General features: G+C 65.2%; 16 protein-coding genes and 1 pseudogene. 6 read left to right on the forward strand and 11 right to left on the reverse strand.

Going from position 1 to position 24,151, the window contains the following annotated elements; all coding sequences use genetic code 11:
• Positions 1-23: 23 nt before the first annotated feature.
• Positions 24-1,259 carry an ABC transporter substrate-binding protein gene (locus ACFLEY_RS21005; RefSeq protein ID WP_011087085.1) on the forward strand — a complete coding sequence of 412 codons (1,236 nt, stop codon included), beginning with the start codon at positions 24-26 and terminating at the stop codon, positions 1,257-1,259.
• Here ACFLEY_RS21005 and ACFLEY_RS21010 read toward each other — a convergent pair whose 3' ends face one another.
• Genes ACFLEY_RS21010 through ACFLEY_RS21030 form a run of 5 tightly spaced genes read right to left on the reverse strand, consistent with a single transcriptional unit; the run spans position 1,260 to position 6,770 of the window.
• Positions 1,260-2,540 carry an O-antigen ligase gene (locus ACFLEY_RS21010; protein WP_060911839.1) on the reverse strand — a complete coding sequence of 427 codons (1,281 nt, stop codon included), beginning with the start codon at positions 2,538-2,540 and terminating at the stop codon, positions 1,260-1,262. It lies immediately after the preceding gene.
• Entirely contained in the window at positions 2,537-3,931 is a 1,395-nt protein-coding gene (locus tag ACFLEY_RS21015; protein WP_028171246.1) for a glycosyltransferase family 1 protein, read from the reverse strand. The genes ACFLEY_RS21010 and ACFLEY_RS21015 overlap by 4 nt, the downstream gene beginning before the upstream one ends.
• Positions 3,928-4,668: an ABC transporter ATP-binding protein gene (locus ACFLEY_RS21020; RefSeq protein WP_211433558.1), complete on the reverse strand. Its 741-nt coding sequence runs from the start codon at positions 4,666-4,668 to the stop codon at positions 3,928-3,930. The genes ACFLEY_RS21015 and ACFLEY_RS21020 overlap by 4 nt, the downstream gene beginning before the upstream one ends.
• A 3-nt stretch (positions 4,669-4,671) precedes the next feature.
• Positions 4,672-6,600, reverse strand: a complete 1,929-nt coding sequence (locus ACFLEY_RS21025; RefSeq protein ID WP_396604746.1) for a glycosyltransferase — start codon at positions 6,598-6,600, stop codon at positions 4,672-4,674.
• Between the two features lie 8 nt (positions 6,601-6,608).
• Entirely contained in the window at positions 6,609-6,770 is a 162-nt protein-coding gene (locus ACFLEY_RS21030) for a hypothetical protein (RefSeq protein ID WP_165448155.1), read from the reverse strand.
• Between the two features lie 126 nt (positions 6,771-6,896).
• On the opposite strand from ACFLEY_RS21030, the gene ACFLEY_RS21035 reads away from it, so the two are divergent.
• Together ACFLEY_RS21035 and ACFLEY_RS21040 are read left to right on the forward strand one after the other, a co-directional pair.
• Positions 6,897-7,811, forward strand: coding sequence for a DUF6502 family protein (locus ACFLEY_RS21035; RefSeq protein ID WP_039184419.1), 915 nt, complete (start codon positions 6,897-6,899; stop codon positions 7,809-7,811).
• Complete coding sequence (locus ACFLEY_RS21040; protein WP_060911843.1) at positions 7,808-9,025, forward strand: DUF5666 domain-containing protein; 1,218 nt, start codon at positions 7,808-7,810, stop codon at positions 9,023-9,025. The genes ACFLEY_RS21035 and ACFLEY_RS21040 overlap by 4 nt, the downstream gene beginning before the upstream one ends.
• 42 nt (positions 9,026-9,067) lie before the next feature.
• Here the strand turns inward: ACFLEY_RS21040 and ACFLEY_RS21045 are convergent.
• From ACFLEY_RS21045 to ACFLEY_RS21055, 3 genes and pseudogenes are all read right to left on the reverse strand, one after another.
• Positions 9,068-12,178, reverse strand: a pseudogene (locus ACFLEY_RS21045) (efflux RND transporter permease subunit).
• Positions 12,179-12,189: 11 nt separating this feature from the next.
• Complete coding sequence (locus tag ACFLEY_RS21050) at positions 12,190-13,314, reverse strand: efflux RND transporter periplasmic adaptor subunit (RefSeq protein ID WP_028171251.1); 1,125 nt, start codon at positions 13,312-13,314, stop codon at positions 12,190-12,192.
• Positions 13,315-13,331: 17 nt separating this feature from the next.
• Positions 13,332-14,705, reverse strand: coding sequence for an efflux transporter outer membrane subunit (locus ACFLEY_RS21055; RefSeq protein WP_309142080.1), 1,374 nt, complete (start codon positions 14,703-14,705; stop codon positions 13,332-13,334).
• A gap of 405 nt (positions 14,706-15,110) precedes the next feature.
• Here ACFLEY_RS21055 and ACFLEY_RS21060 point away from each other — a divergent pair, with 405 nt between their 5' ends.
• On the forward strand, positions 15,111-15,749 hold the full coding sequence (locus tag ACFLEY_RS21060; RefSeq protein WP_060913074.1) for a TetR/AcrR family transcriptional regulator: 639 nt from the start codon (positions 15,111-15,113) through the stop codon (positions 15,747-15,749).
• Positions 15,750-15,786: 37 nt separating this feature from the next.
• On the opposite strand, the gene ACFLEY_RS21065 is transcribed toward ACFLEY_RS21060, so the two are convergent.
• Together ACFLEY_RS21065 and ACFLEY_RS21070 are read right to left on the reverse strand one after the other, a co-directional pair.
• Positions 15,787-17,154 carry a M23 family metallopeptidase gene (locus ACFLEY_RS21065; protein ID WP_171901267.1) on the reverse strand — a complete coding sequence of 456 codons (1,368 nt, stop codon included), beginning with the start codon at positions 17,152-17,154 and terminating at the stop codon, positions 15,787-15,789.
• Positions 17,155-17,264: 110 nt separating this feature from the next.
• Complete coding sequence (locus ACFLEY_RS21070; protein ID WP_074076989.1) at positions 17,265-17,951, reverse strand: peroxiredoxin; 687 nt, start codon at positions 17,949-17,951, stop codon at positions 17,265-17,267.
• A gap of 195 nt (positions 17,952-18,146) precedes the next feature.
• On the opposite strand from ACFLEY_RS21070, the gene ACFLEY_RS21075 reads away from it, so the two are divergent.
• Positions 18,147-21,959 carry a DUF3971 domain-containing protein gene (locus tag ACFLEY_RS21075; protein ID WP_028171255.1) on the forward strand — a complete coding sequence of 1,271 codons (3,813 nt, stop codon included), beginning with the start codon at positions 18,147-18,149 and terminating at the stop codon, positions 21,957-21,959.
• Between the two features lie 243 nt (positions 21,960-22,202).
• Here ACFLEY_RS21075 and ACFLEY_RS21080 read toward each other — a convergent pair whose 3' ends face one another.
• Positions 22,203-23,897 carry a methyl-accepting chemotaxis protein gene (locus ACFLEY_RS21080; RefSeq protein ID WP_396604747.1) on the reverse strand — a complete coding sequence of 565 codons (1,695 nt, stop codon included), beginning with the start codon at positions 23,895-23,897 and terminating at the stop codon, positions 22,203-22,205.
• Between ACFLEY_RS21080 and ACFLEY_RS21085 the strand changes: the two genes are divergently transcribed.
• Positions 23,880-24,119 carry a hypothetical protein gene (locus ACFLEY_RS21085; protein WP_129557569.1) on the forward strand — a complete coding sequence of 80 codons (240 nt, stop codon included), beginning with the start codon at positions 23,880-23,882 and terminating at the stop codon, positions 24,117-24,119. The genes ACFLEY_RS21080 and ACFLEY_RS21085 overlap by 18 nt on opposite strands.
• Positions 24,120-24,151: the final 32 nt, after the last annotated feature.

Consider the following 24,151-nt stretch of genomic DNA (forward strand, 5'->3'; position numbering starts at 1 on the left):
TACAAAATACAGGGGAGAGAACGATGCCGGGTCGTCGCAAGAACCTTGCTGCCCTCGCCATGCTTGCTGCCGTAGTGCTGGCCGCGACACCGGCCTCGGCGCAGAAGAAATACGACCCCGGCGCCAGCGACACCGACATCAAGATCGGCAACATCATGCCCTATAGCGGGCCTGCCTCGTCCTATGGCGTGATCGGAAAGACTGAGGCCGCGTTCTTCAGGATGATCAACGACCAGGGCGGCATCAACGGCCGCAAGATCAACTTCATCAGCTATGACGACGCCTATTCGCCGCCGAAGGCGATCGAGCAGGCGCGCAAGCTGGTCGAGAGCGACGAGGTTTTGTTGATCTTCCAGCCGCTCGGCACACCCTCGAACTCCGCGATCATGAAATATATGAACGCCAAGAAGGTGCCGCAGCTCTTCGTCGCGTCCGGCGGCACCAAGTTCGGCGATCCCAGGAACTTTCCCTGGACGATGGGCTTCCAGCCGAATTACCAGAGCGAGGGCCGGATCTACGCCAAATACATCCGCGATAACTTTCCGAACGGCAAGATCGCGGTGTTCTGGCAGAACGACGACGCCGGCAAGGACCAGTTCAAGGGTCTGAAGGACGGGCTCGGCGACAAGGCCGGCATGATCATCGCCGACAAGTCCTATGAGGTCAGCGATCCCTCGATCGACTCGCAGATCGTCGCGCTGCATGATTCCGGCGCGGATATCTTCTTCTCGTGGGCGGCGCCGAAAGGGTCGGCGCAGGCGATCCGCAAGGTCGGCGAGCTCGGCTGGAAGCCAAAATTCTTCCTGGCCAACACCGCGACCTCGGTTGCCTCAGTGCTCAAGCCCGCCGGGCTCGACTATTCCAAGGATATCATCTCGACCGTCTATCTGAAGGACCCGACCGATCCGACTTGGGACAAGGACCCGGCGGTGGTGAAGTGGCGCGAATTCATGGACAAATATTATCCCGATGGCGACAAGGCCAACTCCAACAACATCTACGGCTACGTGCAGGCCGAGGCGATGGCGCAGGTCCTGAAGCAGTGCGGCGACAATCTCACCCGCGAGAACGTCATGAAGCAGGCCGCGAACCTGAAGGATTTCCACACCGACCTGATGCTGCCGGGCATCATGGTCAACACCTCGCCCGATGATTACTTCCCGATCGAGCAGATGCAGTTGATGCGCTTCAACGGGCAGGCCTGGGAGCTGTTCGGCGACGTCATCACCGGCGAAGTCGGCCACGAGCGCAGTCCATAGTCACGGCTGGCTGCGGGCCTGAACCTTTAGGACCATGCCCCCGGCCACGCCGACGCCCAGCACGTACATCCATCCCTCGTGGAAATCGAACAGATGCGAGTTCAATAGCGAGCTCGCGATGTTCTGCGCGACGACCACAAGGCCGATCCAGGCGGCAAGACCCTCGCCCAGGAACAGGCGAAGCTGCGCGATCCACATCGCGTAGAGCAGGGCGACGCCCAAGAGGCCCCATTGCACCGCGACGTTGAGGGTCTGGTTGTGCGGATTGCTGACGATCTCCGCGTCGAGGCTGCTCTCGCCCGTGGCGGCGCGTTCGAACTGGCGCTTGATCGCGCCGGTGCCATGGCCGATCAGAGGGGCTTCGGTAAAGGCATGAAGTGACTTGCGCCAATAGGTCAGCCGCTGGGCGGTCGAGGCGCGGCTGATGTCCTCATGGCCGTGGCGGTATTCGACGGCGATGTCGGTGATGCGCTGGCGCAGATAGGACGAGGTCGTCCAGGCGAGCGCGCTCGCGGCGACCGCGCCCGCGAGCAGGACCAGCGCTGCCCGCCGGCTCAGATGCTTCCAGGCGAACAGGGCGAGCAGCACCGGGATGTAGAGCAGCGCCGTGCGGGCCGAGGCCACGAACACCATGTTGGTCGCGTACAGCAGGATCAATGCGAGGCAGGCGGTCGCCGCGATCGCGCGTCCGCCGCGCCAAAACGTCAGCGCCGGCAGCGCGAGCGTAAAGGCGCAGAGCGTGAATTCCTGGCTCTGGTCGATGTAGTTCTTGACGGGAACGCCTGATGACGCCGTCGCGGCGATCTTCCAGGCGGGATTGAGCAGCACGACCCAGGAGAACACCGCCAGCAGCGCGCAGGAGGCGAGAAAAGCAAGGCAAACCTGGAAGCCGCGCTCGGACCGGCTGAAATGGTAGAGCAGCGGCGGAATCAGCACGAGCTTTGCGACCGGCTTGATCGCATGCAGCCGGTCCGGCCAGGCGTCGTCCGACCACAGCACGCCGAGGAGTGCGAGCAGCAGGAGCGCGAACGGCAGGGCAAACGCCGGCCGCGTGAGCTCGTACGCATAGTCGCGCCAGTCGATGGTCGGGGTGACCGCCAGCAGCCACAGCCCGACGAAGATCGAAGGTGCCGTTGTGGACCACGGCAGCGATGCCGCGATCAGGATGACGAGCACATCTGCCGCCCGGAGCAGCGCGGCCGAGTTGCGCCAGCTCTGCCATCCTTTCCGGCCGCCTTGCCGATCGGCAGGCCCGGACCACGCAGCGGATTCGGCCGTCATCCGTACGATGCGAGCGGTGCGGCGACGAGGCTTTCCGTGCGCATCTCGCGCCCGAGGAAATCGCGGGCCTGGGTCTCATAGCCAAAGCGTTCGGCAAGCTCGTGGCGCCTCGCGCGGATCTTGCCGCGCCACTCCTCCTGCCGCGTCAGCACGCGGGTGACGGAGGCGGCGATCGAGTCGGTCGAGAACGGGTCGAAATAATCGGCGAGCTCGCCCGCGACTTCGCGGAACACTGCGATATCCGAGCACAGCACCGGCGTGTTCGCGGCCAGCGCCTCGATGATCGGCACGCCAAAGCCTTCGGCAAGGCTCGGCATGATCAGGCCATGCGCCTCCGCGATCAGGGCTGCCTTCTCGTGCTCGTCGACATAGCCGGCGAAGCGGACGTTCGGCGGGAGGTTGCGCATCCGGCTGATCTCGCCGGCATAGCCGATCACGACGAGATCGGCCTGGGGCACACCACGGAAGGCACGGATGACGGCGGCGACGTTCTTGCGCGGCTCGTTCGAGACGATGACGACGAAGCTCGGCCGCCCCGGACGCCCCGACGGGGCTGGGAGGTGCAGGACATCCGGGGCGTCGAACCGGGTGCGGGGATACACGACCCGCGCCGGTAGGTGCGCAAATTGCGGCAACAGTTCCCTGAACCGCATCATGCTGTAGTTCGAAACGAAGGCGAGCTCGTCGGCCTGGCGCAGGCTGGTGCGGATTCGCGCCAGGAACTGCCGCGTGGCGATGTCGCTGAGCTTGAGATCGGTGAGCGGCAACAGGTCGTGGACGACGCAGATCACCTTGGCGTCCGGCCTGCGCTTGATCGTCACGCGGGTCGGGGTGTCCACGACGATCACGTCGTAGTCGCGCGCATCTATCCGCGGCGGCGGCAGCAGGAAGAAGGCCGAGGAATCCTGATAGTTGAAGAATCCGGGCTCTAGCTGAAAGTCGCCGAACAGTTCGAGGTGGCTCAGATCCGGCGGAATGTATTCGAGCGCGGCGGGCCGGTTCTCGATCAGTCGCGCGTTCAGGCTGCGCAGGCCGATCGCGCGCAGGAGGCAGAGCATGTTGTCCCGCGACAGCAACATGCCGCCCCTTTGGCGGAGCCAGTCGAATTTGCGGCGCGTGCCGCTGAGCGTCACCGGCCCGCTCACGTTGATCTCGTCAAGGAAGCGATAAAGCGCCAGCAGCTCGATGTTGCGCGCCTGCGCCGCGAACAGCTTTGTGCGTCGCTCGCGCCGGCACAGTTTGCGGTAGCGCTTCGAGGTCTCGACCAACAGCGTGAGTTCGTGGCCCTCCGAGGCGAGCGAACGCACCAACTCCCGGGTGAAATGGAAGATGCCGCGCTTGTGGTTTGGTTGTCCGAGCGACTCGGAGACGACCAGGATGTTCTGTTTCATGCGCGTTTCTCGCGGAGCTCGAAAGAGTGCGTTGCCGGCGGCTCGACCGTGACGGTCGAGGCGATGCGGCCGTGATCGAGGTTGATGATGCTGGTGCAGGTGCGGCGCAGCAGCGGCTGGTCGTGCGAGGCGATGATTACGATCGCCGCCTGCGACACCATGTGCAGCAGCCGCTCCTGTGCTTTCTCCGCAAAGTGCTCGTCGACCACGCTGAGCCATTCGTCGAGCAGCAGGATGTCGGCCGGAAAGGCCGTCGCGGTCGCAAACAACACCCGCATCAGCATTCCCGAGGAGAACATCCGCAGCGGCAGCCGCTGCATGCGCGCCTCGAGCTCGGTGAAAGCCCAGATATCGTCGATCACGGCGCGGGTCGGCTTGCGGCCGCTGATCCGCAGCAGCAGCGCGATGTTGTCCTCGGCCACGAAATCCAGGTTGACCCCGGCGTTGAGGCCGAGCAGGGGCACGACGTTGCCCTGGAGCGAGACGCTGCCGCTGCTCGGCGGATAGACGCCGGCGATCAGTCGCAGGAGCGTCGACTTGCCGGAGCCGTTGGGACCGGCAAGCCCGATGCGGCTGCCTGCTTCGGCCTTGATCGTGACATTGTCGACGGCGCGGATGATCCGCATCTCGCCCGGCTCGCGGATGATGTGCCCGAGCAGCCGCCGCTTCAGCGAGAAGTCGTAGGCGCCGTAGAGCGGATAGTCGAGACAGACGTTGCGAAGGTTCATCGAGACCATGCGTCAGATCCAGAATGCGGCTTTGCGCAGGTGGACCAGCGTCAGCACGCTCGCAAAGACCAGGAGCGCCAGCGCGACGAGGACGTAGACGATGCTGACCGGATCGACAGCGCTGCCCGCCAGCGGCTCGCGCCACACCGCGAACAGATGCGTCAGCGGATTGAGCCGCATCACCGTCGAGCGGTGGTTGATCATGTCCGACGACCAGATCACGGGCGAAGCGAGAAAGGCGAGCATCAGGGTGGATTCGATGATCGGCTTGAGGTCGCGATAGCGCGTCGCCATGGCGCCGAGAACGAGGCTCAGGGCGAAGGTGCAGGCCACGAACAGCAGCAGACCGGGCAGTGCCGCCAGCGCGTGAGAGAGGTCGTGGGGCGAGAGGAGGAGCCACAGCACCAGCGGAACACAGACGTTGTGGAGTGCGAACAGCGCCTGGCGGAAGGTGCATTGCAGGAGGAAGATGACGGGCGGCAGCGCGCGGTCGCGGATCAGGCTCGCGGAGTTCTGGAGCGCCGTAGTCGCATCGAGTACCACGCCGTTAAGGAAGGTCCAGGCCGTCATCGACAGCGCCAGCATCGGCAGGCGTGTCATCATGTTGCCATTCGACATCTGGCCGATCACCGAGCCGAGCACGGCGACCACGATCGCCATCTGCAGTGACATCCAGAACGGGCCGAGCAGCGAGCGGACGTAGCGGTGCCGCATGTCGGACCAGGCCAGCGCCGCCGCGATCCGGACCGTGTCCAGCCAGCCGGCAGCTTGCGGCGGCTCGGAGATTGCCGATCGCTCCTCGCTCGGGGCGGCGACAGCGTCGCGGTAGACGGTCTCCATGCCCTGCTTGAAGGCCGTGGCCGAATAGCGGGTGAGGGCGCGCGTGCGCGCCGCAAGTCCCATGCTGCGGCGGCGCTCGGGGTCGCGGATCAGGGTGTCGATCGCCTCACCCAGTTTCTCGGCATCGCCGGGCGGAACGGTGATCGCCTCCATGCCGTGGCGGGCGACGTGCGGCACCGCCGTGTCGAGCGCCGTGTTCACGACCGGCCGGCCGGCGGCCATGGCCTCGAGCTGGACAAGGCCGAAGGTCTCGGCATTGGTCACCGACGGCATCACGAAGACGTCGGCCAGGCACATCAGCTTGATGCGTTCGCAATCGTCCACCGAGCCGAGCAGGCGGACGCGGTCACCGAGGCCGAGCTCCTGGATCAGTTGCTCGAGCCGCGGCCGTTCGACACCTTCACCGATGATCCAGGTCTCGAAATTGTGCGCCGCCGCGGCGCGGATCAGCACGTCGAAGCCCTTGTAGGGCACCAGCCGGCCGCAGGCGAGCACAAGCCGGCCGCGATCATTGACATGGTGCGGCTCGATCTTCGGCCAGTCGTAACCCGTGATGTCGATGCCGAACGGCACGACATGGCATTTTTCCTCGAATTCGCGCAGCAGCGGCGTGTTGTCGACCAGCACGTGGTCCGAGACGATGATCGCCTTGGCGCGACGCAGCGTTCGCCGCATCAGGGGTTCGATGAACCAGCGCAGGCCGGCATGGGTGACGATGTCGGCGTGCCAATGCACCACCAGCGGCCGCTTGGCGCCAAATCCGAAGGCGAAGACGAGGTCGGCGAGCGGGAAGGGGGCGTGAAGCGCGAGCAGGTCGTGCTCGGCGATCTTGCGCCATAGCCGCCAGGGATAGGTGGGAGCCGCGGGCAGCGACAGCACGTTGCCGAACGAGCGGACGCGCTCGACCGGAACGTCGTTGACGACGATCTCGCGCCGCTCGGCCGATTGCGAACAGACCAGCACGGCTGAGGCGAAAGCGTCCTTCAGGCTGGCGCAGATGTCGCGGATCACCGTGAGCGTGCCGCCGAACAGGTCGGGATAGTAGATCTTGAAGATGTGCAGCACCGACGGACGGCGCGGGGACTCGCTGATGTGATGCATGTCAGCGGTCAGCCTGCGAGTAGCGCGGCAACGAACGGTGCGGCCAGCACCGAGATGAAGATGACGCCGCGCAGAAGCGCCGGCAGCATCGGTTCGATGACGCCGCGCCCCCGATCGGGGGCCGGCATAGCACGCAGCGAAATGAAATTGCGGACCAAGCGGTCAGCCATGGGTGTGAGTCCCTTTACGTCGCGCCCTCAGTGGCGTCTCGTATATGTGGGAAAATTTACCACGTCAATCGGAGAGTGGAGAAAAGTGGGATTGTGTCCCACGTGATGCATCGGTACAATTCAGACATGAATGCCAAGTCCGGGTCCAAGGCGGCTGACAGGTCGAGCGCGCCACAGCCGAATGCTGCGGGGAAGCTGCACGCCCCGCTGGCGCGGCTGCTGCGCCCGCTCGTGCGACTGTGCATCCGCAGCGGCATGACCTTTCCGGCGTTGGCGCAATTGCTTCGCGAGCTTTTCGTCAACGTCGCCGAGCACGATTTCGCGCTCGAGGGAAAGGAGCAGACCGACAGCCGGGTCAGCCTGCTCACCGGCATCCATCGCAAGGAGGTGGCGCGGCTGCGTGGCGCAGGCGCGCCGGTGCACGAAGCCCCGGCGGCGGTGTCGCTGACCAGCGCCGTGATCGCGCGCTGGCTCGCCGCGCCGGAGTTCACCGACGCGAAAGGCGAGCCGCTCGCGCTGCCGCGTACGGCCGAGGGCGATGCGCCGTCGTTCGAGCAGCTCGTCGCCTCCGTCACCAAGGACGTGCGCCCGCGTGCGGTGCTCGACGAATGGGTCGACCGCAAGCTCGTCACCATCAACGAGGCTGACGAGATCGAGCTGGTCGAGGCCGCCTTCGTTCCGAGCGGCGAGGACGACAGCAAATGGCACTATCTCGGCCGCAACTTGCACGACCACATCGCGGCCGCCGCGCAGAACGTCTCAGGCGCCGCGCCGCGCTTCCTCGAACGCGCAGTGCACTACAACAACATCTCGCCGAAGCTGGCGCGGCGCCTCGAGGCGCGCTCGCGCGAACTCGCCATGGACGCGCTGAAGACCGCCAACCGCGAAGCCAACCGCGCGCTCGCCAAGGACAAGGGCGGCGACGCCCGCTGGAATTTCGGCATCTACATCTATTGCGAGGACGCCGACGAAGAGGGCGAGGCCAAGGAAAACGCTAAGGAAAGCGCCAAGGATAGCGGCAAAGAAGGCGGTTCTTCATGAGCCGGGCGCCGCTCATCTCCCGCCGTCTGCTGCTGACGGGATTCTGGCTCGCCGGCACGGCCATTGCCCACGCGCAGGTCAGGCGCGGCACCGATCAGGGCATCGGCGGCACCGGGATCACGCGAGGCGATGATCACGGCATCGGCGGCACCGGCATCGTCGGCGTGATCCAGCGCTTCGGCAGTATCTACGTCAATGGCGAGCGCATCACCTATGCGAGCGACGTTCCGGTCCGAATCGACGGCGAGGCGGCCAGCGCCAATTCGCTGCGCATCGGCCAGCTTGCGCGCGTGGTCGCGACCCGTCGGGCTGACGGCACGCTGGTCACGCGCAGCATCGCGATCGCGAGCGAGGTCTCGGGTCCGATCGAACAGGTGAAGGGCAACGAGCTGACGGTGCTCGGTCAGAAGATCGTCACCAGCGGCAAGGAGAGCAAGCTCCATGCGGGCGCGCAGGTCGCGGTCTACGGCTTGCGCCGTACCGACGGCGTGATCGTCGCAAGCCTGGTCGAGCCGCGACGCGATGCGGCTGCGCGCGTCACGGGCCTGGTCGAGCGCGGCCCTGACGGTCTGCATATCGGTGGGCTGAGGCTGAACGGTGTCGATCCCTTGCTCGTCGGCCACCGCGTCCAGATCGAAGGCAGCGCAAACCAGGGCGCGATGCAGGCCGCGCGCACCCGTATCGATGATTTTTCGGATCTCGTCGGCGCAAGCCGCCTGTCGATCGAGGCCTATGTGCAGCGGATGGGCGCAAACCTCCAGCTCGGCTCCGGGCTCGTCGCCCGTGACGGCTCGCGTTTCGGGCCCGCGGCCGGCGAAGCCCGCATGGTGGTCAACGGCTCGTTCGATCGCGCGCGCGGCCTTCAGGTCGACTCCGCACAGGCTGTCGGCCAATTCCCGAGATCGCCGCCGCAGGGGCCGGGTGGTGCCGGCAATCCCAACCGGTCGCCCGGCGGCTCTATCATGCATCCGGATCGCGGCGCCGTGACTCCGGGCGGCGGCCAGCCCGGCGCCCCCGGTGCGCCTGCGCCGGGATCGAGCCCCGGTCCGGCGCCCGGCTCTGCACCGACAGGACCGAGCGGTCCGTCGGGCCCCGGCGGTCTTGGCTCGCCCACTGGTCCCATGGGCCCCGGCGGGTCCATGGGACCTGGCGGTGGAATGGGTGGTGGCGGTTTTGGTGGTCCCGGAGGCGGGATGGGCGGTGGCCGGCGCTAAAGGAACCCAGGTGGAGCGCATGGTGCGGCGAGCCTTGCTTCATCATAGGGCGGTGCGCGGCTCGTCGTTCATTCCGAGTCCGGCCGCATCGAGTTTCACCGCGTCGTCGCCCGTCGCCGCGGAATGGTCGGCCGCAAGCAGAATGTAGAACGCCGGCACCACGAACAGGGTGAACAACGTTCCAATCGAAAGTCCCGAGGCGATGACCAGCCCCATGTTGAAGCGTGAGGCTGCGCCCGCACCGGTAGCGGTGATCAATGGCATCACGCCGATCACCATGGCCGCTGTCGTCATCAGGATCGGGCGCAGCCGGATCGCGGTTGCTTCGATGACCGCATCGCGCTTGGAGCGGCCGGCATGCTGCAGCTCGTTGGCGAACTCGACGATGAGAATGCCGTGCTTGCTGATCAGCCCCATCAGAGTCACGAGGCCGACCTCGGTGTAGATATTGAGGCTCGCGCCCTTGATTCCCAGCATGATGAAGATCAGCGCGCCCGCGATCGACATCGGTACCGAGACCAGGATGATCAGGGGATCACGGAAACTCTCGAACTGCGCCGACAGCGCCAGGAAGATGACGATCAGGGCAAACCCGAAGGTGGCGGCGAATCCGGATGATTCCTGGATGAACTGCCGTGACTGACCGCCATAGTCGATGGTGTAGCCCTTGGGCAGGGTCCGGTCCGCGATCTCCTTCAGCGTCGCGAGCGCTTCGCCGGTGATCACACCGGGCATGGCCACGCCGGAAATGGTGGCGGCATTGACCTGCTGGAAATGGTTCAACGATTGCGGAACGGTGGTCGTCTTCAGCGACGCCACCGTCGACAGCGGAACAGACGTGCCGTCCGAGGTCTTGATGTAGTAGTTCAGCACCTGATCGGCGTTCAGTCGCTGGCGCTGCTCGACCTGGGGAATGACCTTGTAGGAGCGGCCGTCCAGGCCGAAATAGTTGACATACCCGCCGCCCAGCATGTTGCCGAGCGCACCACCGACGTCACTGAGCTTCAGCCCGAGCTGAGCGGTCTTTTCGCGATCGATCAGCACCGTGGTTTGCGGCTGGTCCACCTTCAGGTCGTTGTCGAGGAAGATGAACTTGCCGCTCTTCAGGGCCTCGGCGGTGAACGCTTTCGCGACGCCATCGAGCCGGTCGAACGGGTCCGTGGTCTGGATCACGAACTGGATCGGAAGGCCGCTCGCTCCGGGCAGCGGCGGCAGCTGGAACGCCACGATCTTGGCGCCGGCAACCCCCGCCATCTCCTGCTGAAGCACCGGCTGCAGTTCCGCCGCAGTCTTGTCGCGTTTGTCCCAGGGTTTCAGGACCCATCCCGCGATCGAGCTGCCGGTGAGATCGAGCTGAAACACGCCCGCCGTTTCAGCATAGGCGGAAATGCGCCGGTAGACCTCGGCGGAATACAGCAGCTTCTGCTGAAGTGTTGCGTTCGGTGCCAGCGTCGACTGCATCAGGATCGCGCCCAGGTCCTCCTCCGGCGCCAGCTCGTTCTTGGAGTTGGAATAGAGCCAGTAGATACTGCTCAAGATCAAGGCGGCGAACACGACCGTGACCGGAATCGTCGCCAGGCTGCCTTCGAGCAACCGTCGGTATCGGTGTTGCAACGCCTCCATCCGTGCATCGATGAACCCGACGATGCGGTCGTCGAGCGTCGGTTTGCCGGTATTCGGCGGCTTGAGGATGAAGGCGCAGCACATCGGCGTCAGCGTCAACGCGACGACGGCCGACACTGCAACGGCGCCGGCAAGGGTAAAGGCGAACTCCGTGAACAGCGCTCCGGTCAAGCCGCCCTGGAAGCCGATCGGCACGTAGACTGCGATCAGCACGACGGTCATGGCCACGATAGGACCCGCAAGCTCGCGCGCGGCCATGATCGCCGCCTGCAACGGCTTCGTACCCTCGGCCAGATGCCGGTTGACGTTCTCGACGACGATGATGGCGTCGTCGACCACGAGGCCGATCGCGAGCACCAGCGCCAGCAGCGTCAGGAGGTTGATCGAGAAGCCTAGCGCCAGCAGCATCGTGAAGGTGCCGACCAGCGACAGCGGTATGGCGATCACCGGAATCAGCACCGAACGCCACGATCCGAGAAACAGGAAGACGACCACGGTGACGATCAGAAGCGCTTCGAGCAGGGTATGGATCACCTCGTCGATCGAGCTGTTCACGAAATCGGTGGAGTCGTAGATGATCTCGGAGTTCAGCCCCTCCGGCTGCTGCGCCTTGATGTCGGGATAGACGGCACGGACGCCTTTGATGACGTCGAGAAGGTTGGCGTTTGGCGCCACCTGGATGCCGATATAGACCGCGCGCTTGCCGTTGAAGCCGACCGACGAGTCGTAATCCTCGGAGCCCAGCGTAACGTTCGCCACGTCGGACAGCTTGACGTTGGAAGCGCCGGCCTGCTTGACGACGAGGTCGCGAAACTCCTGCAACGACTTCAGGTTGGTCGCGGCCGTCAAATTGACCTGCACCATCTAGCCCTTGGTGGTGCCGAGCCCGGCGATGTAGTCGTTGCTGGACAGCGCGGTCGATACGTCGGATGCGGTCAGCCCGTAGGCGGCAAGCTTGATCGGATCGAGCCAGGCGCGCAGCGCGAAGGTCTTGTTGCCGAGCAGCTCCGCGGTCTGCACGCCGGATACGGCCTGCAGCTTGGGCTGCACCACGCGGATCAGGTAGTCGGTGATCTGGTTCGGCGCCAGCACGTCGCTGCTAAAGCCGAGATACATGGCGTCGATGGTCTGGCCGACCTTGACCGTCAGCACCGGCTGCTGGACGCCGCTCGGCAGCTGATTGAGCACCGAGTTCACCTTGGTGTTGATCTCGGTCAGCGCCTTGCCGGAGTCGAAGTTCAGCCGCAGGTTGACGGTGATGGTGGAGGTGCTGGGCTGGCTGGTCGACGTCATGTAGTCGATGCCATTGGCCTGGGCGATGGCGTTTTCCAGCGGCGTGGTGATGAACCCGGCAACGACCGCCGGATCGGCGCCGTAGTACGTCGTCGTCACGGTGACGATCGCGTTCTGGGTTCGCGGATATTGCAGGATCGGCAGCGAGGTCATCGACTTCAGACCCAGCACCAGGATCATCAGGCTGACGACGATCGCAAGCACCGGCCGGCGAATGAAGATGTCGGTAAAGGACACGTTCTCGTTCCTCACTGATCGGCAGGTGCCGGATTGGGATCGTTCGCCAGGGGAATGGAGTTGTCGACTTTCAGCAGGGTGCCGTTGCGCAGCTTGACCTGGCCCGCGGTGACGACGGTTGCGCCCTGATCGAGACCCGAGATCACCGCCACCTGATCGCCACGGGTGGCGCCGGTCTTGATGAAGGTCTGGCGGGCTATCAAACCCTGCTTGTCCGGTGCGTCGCTCTTGACGGCGAGGAATACCGACTCTCCATAGGTGTTGTAGACGATGGCGGTCTGCGGCAGCGTGAGATAGCTCGTGGGGTGTCCGACACGGACATCGATCCGCGCGAACATGCCGGGCAGGAGCTTGCGATCCGTATTGTCGAAAATCGCGCGGACCTGAACGTTGCGGCTGGCCTGATCGACCTTGGAATTGAACGCCTGCACCACGCCCTTGAAGCTGCGGTCCGGAAAGGCGTCGATGCGAGCGGTGACCTCCTGTCCGACTTTGACCTGGTCGAGTGCCTGTTGCGGCAGCGTGAAGTCGACAAAGAGCCGGTCGAGCGCCTGTAGCGTGACGATGGTGGTGCCCGCGGTCAGATACTGGCCAACATCGACCTGACGCACGCCGAGACGCCCGGCAAAAGGTGCCTTCAGCGTCTTTTGGTCCATGAGCGCCTGCTGCTGGGCGACCAGCGCCAGCGCGTTGCGCTCGTTCACGACATCGCTGTCGACCGTCGCCTGGCTGACCGCATTGATCTTCAGCTGACCCTGGTCGCGCCGCAACGTGATGGCGTAGCCGTCGGCGGTGGCCTGCAACGACTGCAGCTTGGCGACGTCGTCCTGCTTGCGCAGGTCGAGCAACACGTCACCGGCGCCGACATCCTTGCCGGATTCGAAATGAATGCCGTCCACGATGCCTGACTGTTGCAGCGACAGATCGGCGCCGTTCACCGCGCGAAACGTGCCGATGGCGGTCAATGCGGATTGCCAGTCGCTGAGCTGCGCGGCGGTCGTCGACACCGTCTGCGGGGGATCGGCGAGCGCGGCCATGGCCTGTTTGATCATGCCGGCGCGGAAGCTGACGAACCAGGCGAGGGCGGCGAACACCGCACCGACGACACACAACATGATAATCATGCGCTTCAACATGGCTTCGGGCTTTCGCATCAGTTGGCGGGCGGGGTCGGCTGAGCCGGCAGGGCCCCCGCGGGGGTGAATATCGCGGCAACGCCCGCGGGCTTTACTTCGGAGGCGGGGGACTCATCGACGCGATTCCACCAGCCGCCGCCGAGTGCCTGGTACAGCGAGACGGTGTCGGCATAGCGCGAGGCCTGCGCCTTCACGCGGTTGATGCGCGCGGTCAGCAGCGTCTGTTCGGCGTTGATGACGGAGATGAACGTGGTGGAGCCGGCCTTGAACTGGGCCTGCGACATCTTCAGGCTCTCCGCGGCGGTCTTCTCCGCCTCGATCTGGGCCTTCAGCAGATCAGCATCCGACTGGATGGCGCGGAGCGCGTCGGCGACATTCTGGAACGCGGTGATCACGGTCGAGCGATATTGCGCGCCTTTCTGCTCCAGTGCAGCGACCTTGGACTCCTTGGTGTGGAACAGCGAGCCGGCATCGAAGATCGGGCCGGTGACACTTGCCGCCACGCTCCAGGCCGCCGATTGCGGGCCGTAGAGTCCCGACAGCGCCAGCGCAGAGCTGCCGCCCGAAGCTGACAGCGTCACGTTCGGCAGCATGTTGGCCGTGGCAACACCGACATTCGCGCTGGCCTGATGCATCTGGCTTTCGGCAGCTCGGATGTCCGGACGCTGCCGCACCAGCAGCGACGGTACGCTGACCGGCAGATCGCGCGGCAGGCGCAGGTTTGCCAGCGGCACGGCCTCGCCTCTGTCCTGGCTCGGCAGTCTGCCGAGATACGCCATCAGCTGGTTGCGATTTTGCGCGCGCGACATTTGCAGCGGCGGCAGCGTCGCAAGCGTCTGCGCCAGCTGGGCCTTCTGAGTCAGGACATCGCTGTTGGCGACGGCGCCGAGGGCAAACTGCTGTTCGAGCAACGCGACCAGCTGACGCTGACCGTCGATCTGTTCCTGGGTCACGCGAATCTGCGCCGCGTAGGACGCATCGCTGATCGCGGTCGTCACGACGTTTGCCGTCAATGAGAGATAGGTCGCCTCGAGCTGGAAGCGCTCATAGTCCGCATTGGCGAGATCCGCCTCGATCCCGCGCGCTTTGCCACCGAAGATGTCCGGCGTGAACGAAACCGGGACCGAGGTCTTGTAGAGGGTGTACAGCGATGACGGTCCGGTCTGCCCGGACTGTGCCAGCGGCACCTGGCTGCGCGTCGCACTGCCTTCCCCGGTGATCGACGGCATCAGGGCGCTGGTGTCTGCCGCCGCAACTTCGCGAGCCTGGCGCAGCGCCGCTTGCGCCGCGGCAAGGTCCGGATGGTTGTCGATTGCTTCCCGGACGAAGGCTTCGATCTGCCGTGAGCGAAACACCTGCCACCAGACCGCCGGCACGTCCGCGCCGTTCACGATCCGCTGTGCCGTTCCGCCAGGCCCGTCTGCGCCCTAGGTCGCGGAGAATCCGCCCGCAGTGTAGCCGCTGACCGGCGGGGCGTCCGGCGCCTCGAAATTCGGGCCGACGGCACAGCCGGCGAGGGCGATCGCGGCTTGGGCACGGTATTATGGCGCCTCTACGGAGGAATGTTCTGAACGGCATCCAAGGCTCATATCGAAACTGAACCGTTCAGTACTTGACCGAGCAAGCAGGTGTTGTCAATGGTACTGAACTGTTTAGTTTCGTTGTGTACCGTAAAGAAGTTTTGCTACCTGTGTCGTGCTCAGGGCGTCTCTTTAGTTCTTTCAAGCTGTTGAGACGCAGCCATTGTGCGCGTTGACGCCTACGACACCGATTCGCGAGCCGACGGAGAGTCACCCTTGATCGAAACGATCGCCCATCCTGTTCACGAGAAGGAGAGCGCACCAGCGGGCCGCAAGATGGACATCGTCATCCGAGCGGCGTGGCAGCTTTTTCTCGAGCAGGGCTTTTCCGCAACCAGTATGGACGCCATCGCGAAAGCCGCCGGCGTGTCGAAGGCCACGCTCTACGCGTATTTCCCGAGTAAGGAGGCTTTGTTCGCCTCGCTGATCGTGGCGGAGTGCGAGAGCCTGCAACGCGATTTGCAGGTGCCCAAACTGTCCGCCGGACTGTCTGAGGCGCTGCGGGATTTCGCCAGGCAATACCTCCACACCTTCATCCATCGAAAGGACGTTGCCTTCGTCCGCATCATCGCCAACGAGAGCGGTCGGTTTCCCGTGCTCGCCCGGCTCTTCTATGAAAGCGGACCCGAGGCGACGATTCGGCGGCTCGCTCAATTCCTCGAAGAAGCCAGGGCTGCGAAGGTCTTGGAGTTTGACGATCCGATGGAAGCCGCCAAACAATTCCTGAGCCTGGTCCGCGGCGAACTACCGCTGCTGATTGTACTGGGCCTCAGCGATCTCACGGAGGAGGCGATCGAGCAGGAGATCGAAGCAGGACTCAAATTCTTCCTGAAGGCGTGTCAGCCTCGCGCCTGAAGCGCTCACGAATGTTCAATGAGGGCAGGGGCGCGTTCTAGCCCGCGCTGAGACGCACGCCCGCGCGCAGGAACTTCTGCGGATCGACAGCTTCGCCGTCGATGCGGGTTTCGTAGTGCAGATGAGGACCGGTGGAACGGCCGGTCGAGCCGACGAGACCGACGACCTGACCGATCTTCACGATCTCGCCGACCCTGACGTTGATCTCGGAGAGATGGCCGTAGCGGGTCGCAAGTCCGTTGCCGTGATCGACCTCGATCATGCGGCCATAGCCCCCGGACCAGCCGGCCGAGACCACCTTGCCGTTGGCGGTGACGCGTACCGGATCGCCCGTGGCGGCACGGAAGTCGAGGCCGGTATGCATTGCAGGCCGCCCCAGGAACGGATCGCTGCGCACGCCGAAGCCGGAGGTGAACTCGACCTCGCCGATGACGGGCTTGCGATAGGGCACCAGTGCCAGCGTGCGATTGAGGCGATCCATCTCGGCGCGGGTGACGTTGATGCGATTGAGCTGCTTCTCGAACGGCCCGGCATTGGCCGTCAGCTTGACGGGCACGAACGGCCCACCCATCGCGGTCCGCGGCACGGCGGCTTCGAGACTGGCGAGGTTCAGGCCGAGATCGCTGACCACGCCGCGCATCCGGCGCATGCGCGAATCCATGCCGTCCTCGACGGCGCTGAGCGCCGCCATCTGACGACGCTCGACCTGATCGAGCGAGGTGGTGAGGCGGACCAGGACATTGTCGAAACCCTGGTTCTTGGCGAACTGATTGGCCTGTGGGGCCATGACCGCCGGCGCGCGCGACTCGAGCCGCGCTTCGCGATCCGGCGGCGCCACGAAGATCACGGTGTCGCTGATCGGCGACGGCTTTGGCGTGCCCTGCGTTGTGCTCTGGCCGGCGTCGCCACGCTGCGGGGTCGAACGGGGAATCGAGCCTGTCACGTCAGGCATGGCCCCGAGCGCCGTGGCCCGGGACTCCAGCGCCGTCTGGCGCTTCATGATCTGGTCGAGCTTCTGGTCGAACTGTTCCTGGTCGAGCAGCTGCCGGCTGGTGGTGCGATCGACCTTGGCGCGCAATTCGGCGATGCGGTCCTCATAGGCGTACTGCATCTCGGCCTGGCGGGCGATCAGCCGGGTCAGGACATCGTCGCGAAAGGCAAAGTAGGTGGCAGTCGCGGCCGACCAGAGTCCGAGCAGCACGACCGTGCCGACCACGATCCAGAACACCACGGGCCCGAAGCGCACCTGCTTGCCGGCATGGACGATGGTGTAGGCGTCGTCGGTCGCGGGCAGGGGAATCGTAACTGCCGCTGCTGCGGCGGCTGGACGGCGATGAAGGGCCCGTCCGTGGTCGTGAGGATGATGTTGGGGGTACTGCGAGTATTGGGCAGAACTTTTCGACATCGGCACTCCCGCGCCGGTCGGATGAGTCCGTACGGCCTAATTGCCGCAGCAATCTGGGCCGGTCATGGTTAATTTTCCGGAAATGGGAACAGCCGTATTTAAAGGTCTGGCTAAAGACTTGTTGCCGCTTCCAGCACCTGGTCGGCATGGCCGTCGACCCGGACGTTACGCCAGATCCTGGCCACTTTGCCGTCGCTTCCGACCAGCACCGTGGTGCGAAGAATCCCGAGGAAGCTCTTGCCATACATGGATTTTTCGCCCCAGGCGCCATACGCTTCCAGCATCTCGTGCTTCTCGTCCGAGATCAGTGGAATGCCGAGGCTGTGCTTGTCGCGGAATTTCTCCTGGGCCTTTAACGAATCCGCGGAAATACCGATCACGGCCGTCCCGGCCGCGGTGAAGGCGTCGGCCAGGCGCGTGAAGTCGATGGCCTCCCTGGTGCAGCCGGGCGTATCGGCGCGGGGGTAGAAGAACAGGACGAGCTTCCGGCCGGCATAATCCGACAGCGTGACCGCGCCGCCGCCGTCGCGGGGCAGGCGGAAGGCTGGGGCCTTCTGCCCCTCGGCCAGGACCTGCTTGGCCGCAGACGCAGGGGCCGATCTGGAGGAATTTAACTGTTTCGATGCGGCGCCATGCGATGCTGCTTTTGCTATGCTCCCGGTTGATTTGCTCGCCGGTGTCCGCTGTGTTTTCGCGGACTTTGTTTGAGTCGCTGCCCGGGTTTTCGAGGCCTTCTTTTTTGCCGCTGTCGTGCCGGAGGGCGTTTTGGACGATTTCTTTTGGGATTTCTTGGACATACGCCTTCCTTTCGACGCTTTCGGCGGGTCAACCAAAGCGGTATTGCAGCTCTCGTCCGGTGTACCGGACTCGCGCCCTCGGCTGGGCAAGTCTGACGACGCCGGAGTATGGTTACAAGGAATTCCACGCACCACCCCACTGCTCGTTGAACGCGCTCCCGGGGCGAAATGACGAACAGCAGGAATATTCGAGGTATGGCGGCAACGCCGGCGCAGGGGCGTTCGCTCCCGGTCGACGGCTGCGGTCCCGGCGGCGCTCAATCCCACGATGGGCGCCTGTATCGAGAGGCAATGGCAAGGAATAAGTCGCCCCAGGATTACAATCGGGATTTCGATCGGCGCGGCGGTCATTCGGAGCCGCAGGAATGGGACGATGCCGACTGGGACCCGGATCAGGAAGCGGCGGCGGGCTATCGTGCGCGCCGGCTGTTGTCGCGTTCCAATTCGGGCTTCCATCGCTTCGGTGACGGGTTTGGGGCGGTGCGCCGCTGGCTGGCGGCCGATCGCTGGCTGAAGCGGCTCGCTATCGTCGTCGGCGCCCTGGCCGTCATCTTCGTCGGCTGTTTCGGCGCGCTATGGTGGCGGCTCGGGACCGGTCCGATCAATCTCGACATTGCAACGCCCTGGCTTGCAGCGGCGATCGAGGACAACATCGGCCACGGCAACACCGTGGAGGTCGGCGGCACGCAGATCGAGCGGGCCGGGCGGATTCGTATCGCCGTGCGCATCCGCGACATCGTCGTTCGCGACCACGACCATGCCATCGTCGCCACCGCGCCGAAGGCCGAGGTCAAGCTGTCGGGTGCGGGTCTGCTGATGGGGCACCTGCGCGCCGAAAGCCTCAATCTCGTCGACGCCGAGCTTGCGATCCGCATCGCGCCCGACGGGACCGTCACGGTGTCGGCCGGTGATACCGCAAAACCGCTGGCAACCGGCGTGGCCTCCAAGAAGGACGCCGGCCTGCCGCCGACATTCCCGCGCAACGGTGTCCCGCCGCCGCCGTTCGCGACCGCGCCTGCAAGCCCCGACGCATCCCAGGCGGCACCTCAGGCGACTGCGCAGAGCGGCATTCTCCAGGGTCTCGACTGGCTCGACAGCCTGAGCATGACCGGCCTCGATGGCCAGAACCTCAACGAGATCGGTCTGAAGAACGGCAATCTGATCGTCGACGATCAGCAGCGCGGCAGCAAATGGACGTTCGAGAACATCACGCTCAGCCTGCGCCGGCCGAGCCGCGGCGGCGTCGCGCTCAGCCTCGGCGAGGAGGGCGCGCGCCCGTGGTCGCTGCGTGCCACGATCGGTCCCGCCGAGAACGGCGTGCGCTCGGTCGACATCCGCGCCGACAAGGTTTCCACCGCCAACATCCTGCTGGCGCTACGGGTCAAGGATCTCACCTATACCGCCGACCTGCCGCTGACCGGCGAGCTCAAGGGCGAGCTCGGCCGCGACGGCGTGCCGACCTTCTTCCGCGGCAAGATCACGGTCGGCGCGGGCAACATCATCGACACCGACACGCCCGATTATCCGATGGCGATCGACTCGGCCGAGATCAATGTCGAGTGGGACTCCAATCGGCGCGTGCTGGTCGCACCGTTCAAGATTCTCTCGGGTGCGAACCGCCTGACGCTGCTGGCGCATCTGGAGCCGCCCAACGGCAGCATCAACGACTGGCAGCTCGGCTTCAGCGGCGGCTCGATCCTCCTGGGCGGCATCGACAACGAGCCGCCGCTCGTCTTCAACCGCATTGCGATCGGTCTTCGCTTCGATACCGACCACAAGCGCCTCCTGCTGACGCAGGCCGATATCAGCAATGGCGAGATCGGCGTCGCCGGCACCGGCGCTATCGACTATTCCGGCGAGCCGCGGCTCACGCTGGGCTTTGCGGGAACGCCGATGTCGGCTTCCGCGCTCAAGCGGATGTGGCCGACGCTCGTCGTTCCGGAATTGCGCGAATGGGTGATCGAGCGGATCGAACGCGGCACGCTCCAGCGCATCGAGATTGGCGTCAATTCGCCGACCAGGAACCTCCCACGGAAGGGTCCGCCCATTCCCGACGACGGCCTCTCGGTCAACATCGTGGCGAGCGGCGTCGCGGTCCGTCCGGTGGACGGCATGCCTGTCGTGCACGATGCCGATTTGAAGGCGCGCGTGACCGGGCGCACCGCCACCGTGAGCATCGGGCAGGGCATTGCCGACACGCCCGCCGGCCGCAAGGTCACGATCTCCGACTTCGTCTTCGAGGTGCCGGACATGGCACCCAAACCCTCGCCCTCGCGCACCAGGTTTCGCGTCGACGGACCCGTGCCTGCGGCGGCCGAAATGCTCGCCAATGACCGGCTGAGCGATCTGTCGGCGACCGTCGTCGATCCCAACACCAGCAAGGGAACGTTCTCGGCGAACATCCAGCTCGGCTTGCCGGTCAAGGGCGAGCTGACCAAGGCCGACACCACCTACGCCGTCACCGCCGATCTCAACGGCTTTGCCGCCGACAAGCTGGTGATGAACCAGAAGCTGGAGGCCAACAATCTTAAGATCGTCGCGAGCAACCAGGGCTACCAGGTCAAGGGCGACGTCAAGATCAACGGGCAGGCGGCCTCGCTCGACTATCGCAAGCAGGCCGAGGGCGATGCCGACGTCCGCCTGCAGGCGACGCTGGACGATGCGAGCCGCGCGCGTCTCGGCTTCGATCTCAGCCCGGCCGTCAGTGGCTCGTTGCCGATCAAGCTCTCGGGCAAGATCGCGGGCGGCGCGGACCAGACCACCAAGCTCGGCGTCGAGGCCGACCTGACCTCGGTCAAGCTCGACAACATCCTGCCTGGCTGGGTCAAGCTGCCGGGCAAGTCGGGCAAGGCCAGCTTCAAGGTGGTGCCGACCGCGCAATCGACGCGCTTCGAGGACATCGTCATCGAAGGCGGCGGCGCCTCGATCAAGGGCTCGCTCGAGGTGGACCCGAACGGCGACCTCATGAACGCGAACTTCCCGATCTACGCGCCATCCGACGGCGACAAGGCGTCGTTGAAGGTCGAGCGCAGCCAGGACGGCGTGGTGCGCGGCACGATGCGCGGCGACGTGTTCGACGGCCGCGGTTTCCTGAAGTCGGCGATCTCAGGCAATTCCAAGGACGATGCCAAGAGCAAGATGAAGAACGTCGATTTCGACATCGACGTGAAGCTCGGCGCCGTCGCCGGATTCAACGGCGAGGCCATGCGCAGCGTCGATGCCAAGATGTCGCGGCGCAGCGGTGCCGTCAAAGCCTTCACGCTGAGCGGCAAGATCGGCCGCGATACGCCGGTGGCGGCCGATCTGCGCGGCGGCCGTGCCCAGGGTGCCCGCGAGGTGATCTATCTCCAGACCAACGATGCCGGCGCGTTGCTGCGCTTCACCGATACCACCAACAAGGTCTTCGGCGGCCAGATGGTGGTGGCGATGGAGCCGCCGACGTCAGAGCCTACGACCAGGGAAGGCCTGATCAATGTACGCGACTTCACGGTCAAGGGAATGGATCAGCTCGATCGCGTGGCGGCGGGCGGTCCCAATGGCGCGCAGAGCGGCGTGTCCTTCACCGCGCTGCGAGCGGAGTTCACCCGGCAGAACGGCGCGCTCACGATCCGCGACGGCGTCGTCAAGGGACCGATGATCGGCGGCACCATCGAAGGCTCGATCGACTATCCCGGCAACCAGGTCTGCATGAGCGGCACCTTCGTGCCGATGTACGGCGTCAACAACATCTTCGGCCAGATCCCGTTGTTCGGCATCTTCCTCGGCGGCGGCAACAACGAGGGCTTGATAGGCGTGACCTATGAGGTCGTCGGCACGCCGGCCGCGCCCGTGATGCGCGTCAATCCAATCTCGGCGATGGCGCCCGGCCTGTTCCGCAAGATCTTCGAATTCAACACCGGCAAGCAGAACACGCCGTTCGACGAGCAGTTGCCGTCGGCACAATCCGGCGACAGCCCGACGGGGTCAGCAAGACCGCTGTCGAGCGGTTGCAGCCTCGCGCGGCGCTAGAAGCGAAGCTCGGTGTAGTTCGTCGCTGGTCAGATTCGATTTCAGCCACGAAGTAAGGTGCACTCCCTCTCCCGCTTGCGGGAGAGGGCTGGGGAGAGGGGTGTCTCCGCAGAGAGACTCCCAATGAGGAGAAAGCCTTCACCCGGCGCCGTAGCCGATGCGAAGCATCGGCGTTTTTCGAGAACGGCGGCCAAGGCCGCCTATGCCGACCTCTCCCGCATGCGGGAGAGGGTAACGAGCCGCTTACGCCGCGCGCACGCCTGCCAGGAAGGTGCCGACTTCGCCCGAGAGCTGCTCGGCCTGCTTGGAGAGGCTGCTGGCTGCCGCGAGCACCATGCCGGCGGCGTTGCCGGTTTCGTTCGCCGCGGTGCTGACGCCGCCGATATTGGTGGTGACCTCCTTGGTGGCCTCCGCGGTCTGCGAGACGCTGCGCGCGATCTCGGCGGTGGCGGCGCCTTGCTCCTCGATGGCCGCGCCGATCGAGGTGGCGATCCGGCTGACTTCCTCGATGGTGGCGGTGATGCCGCCGATGGCGTCCACGGCTTCCTTGGTCGCGCCCTGGATCTGGGCGATCTTGTCGCCGATCTCGCGGGTGGCCTCGGCGGTCTGGCTTGCGAGCGACTTCACCTCGGAGGCGACGACGGCGAAGCCGCGGCCGGCTTCACCGGCGCGCGCGGCCTCGATGGTGGCGTTGAGCGCGAGCAGATTGGTCTGCGCCGCGATGCTGGAGATCAGCTCGGCGACGTGCTCGATCTGCTGGGCACCGTCCGAGAGTGCGCGGACGATGCTGTCGGTGCGGCGGGCGTTGTCCACGGCGCGGCCGGTGACCTCGGCCGATTGCGCGACCTGGCGGCTGATCTCGGTGATCGAGGAGGAGAGCTCCTCGGCGGCGGCCGCGACGGTCTGGACGCGCTGGCTGGCTTCGGTGGCGGCCGAGCCGACCAATGCGGCGCGGCGGTTGGTGCCTTCGGCGGTGGACGACATCGACTTGGCGGTGGTCTCGAGCTCGCCGGAGCCCGAGGCCATCAGGCCGACGAGCTGGCCGACGGACGCATCGAAGCGGTCGGCAAGCGCGATCAGGGCGTCGCGCTTCTCCTGCTCGTTGCGGGTCTTGGCGGCGACCTGCTCGGCCTCGAGGTTGCGCGCCGTGAGTGCGGTCTGCCTGAGCACTTCGAGCGTCTCGGCCATGCTGCCGATCTCGTCGCCGCGGCCGGTCTCCTCGACCGGCTTGTCGATGGCGCCTTCGGAAATCGCCTGCATGCGGTTCTTCTGGCGGTCGAGCGCGCCGAGCACGTCGCGGGCGATCAGCCAGGACAGTGTCGCCATCAGCAGCATCAGGCCGACGCCGATGACGGCTAGCTCCAGCGTCAAGGCACGCACGTCGGCGTCGATGTCGTCGACATAAAGGCCGTAGCTGATGGTCACGTTCCAGGGCGCGAACTTGCGCGCGAACACGGTCTTGCGGACCGGCTCGGTCTGGCCGGGGCGGGGATAGAGATAGGAGGTCACGCCGCCCGGCGCGGCCTGGTCGGCAGCCTTGAGGATGGCGTCGGCGATCAGCACGCCATTGGAGTCCTTGGCGCCCGTGATCTTGCCTTCGAGCTGCTGATTGGCGCCGTTCACCATCAGGGACGTGTCCTGATTGTAGACCACCGGATAGCCCTGGCCGCCATTGAAGCTCATGCGACGGCCGCGCTGGTGGAACAGGGCCTTGGCCTCGGCCTGCGTCAGCTTGCCGGCGGTCACCTCTTCCTGGAGCGATTGCGCGTAGTTGTAGAGGAGCTCCACCGCGGTCCGCATCTGCTGGACGCGGTCCTCCATCATGCGGCTCTTGCTGAGGACGGTCGATACGCCGATGATGGCCGTGACAGTGAGCGCCGCGAGGCAGACCATGCTGGCCAGCTTGGTGCGGATCTTCAGATGACTCAGCAGCTTCATCGCAGCCTCTACGGAATGGTTATTATTGCTCGCATCGGTAGCATGAAGTTCTTACCAATCATGAATGGAGGCATGCGGCGGCCTGCCGCGCGGAACGGCATTCGCAGGCTTGTGCGCAACCGTGCAGGCAAACCGCCACGCGCCGGGAGGCACCGGTTCATGCGCTGGAAAAAATCGATCTTGGACTTTGGTGGCTACGGAGCCTGGCAGGACCTGCAATGAATCGATTCGTTCATCGCATCATCATGTCCGTG

This window comes from Bradyrhizobium sp. YCK136 (genome assembly GCF_044570075.1).
GTDB classification, from domain to species: Bacteria; Pseudomonadota; Alphaproteobacteria; order Rhizobiales; family Xanthobacteraceae; genus Bradyrhizobium; species Bradyrhizobium diazoefficiens.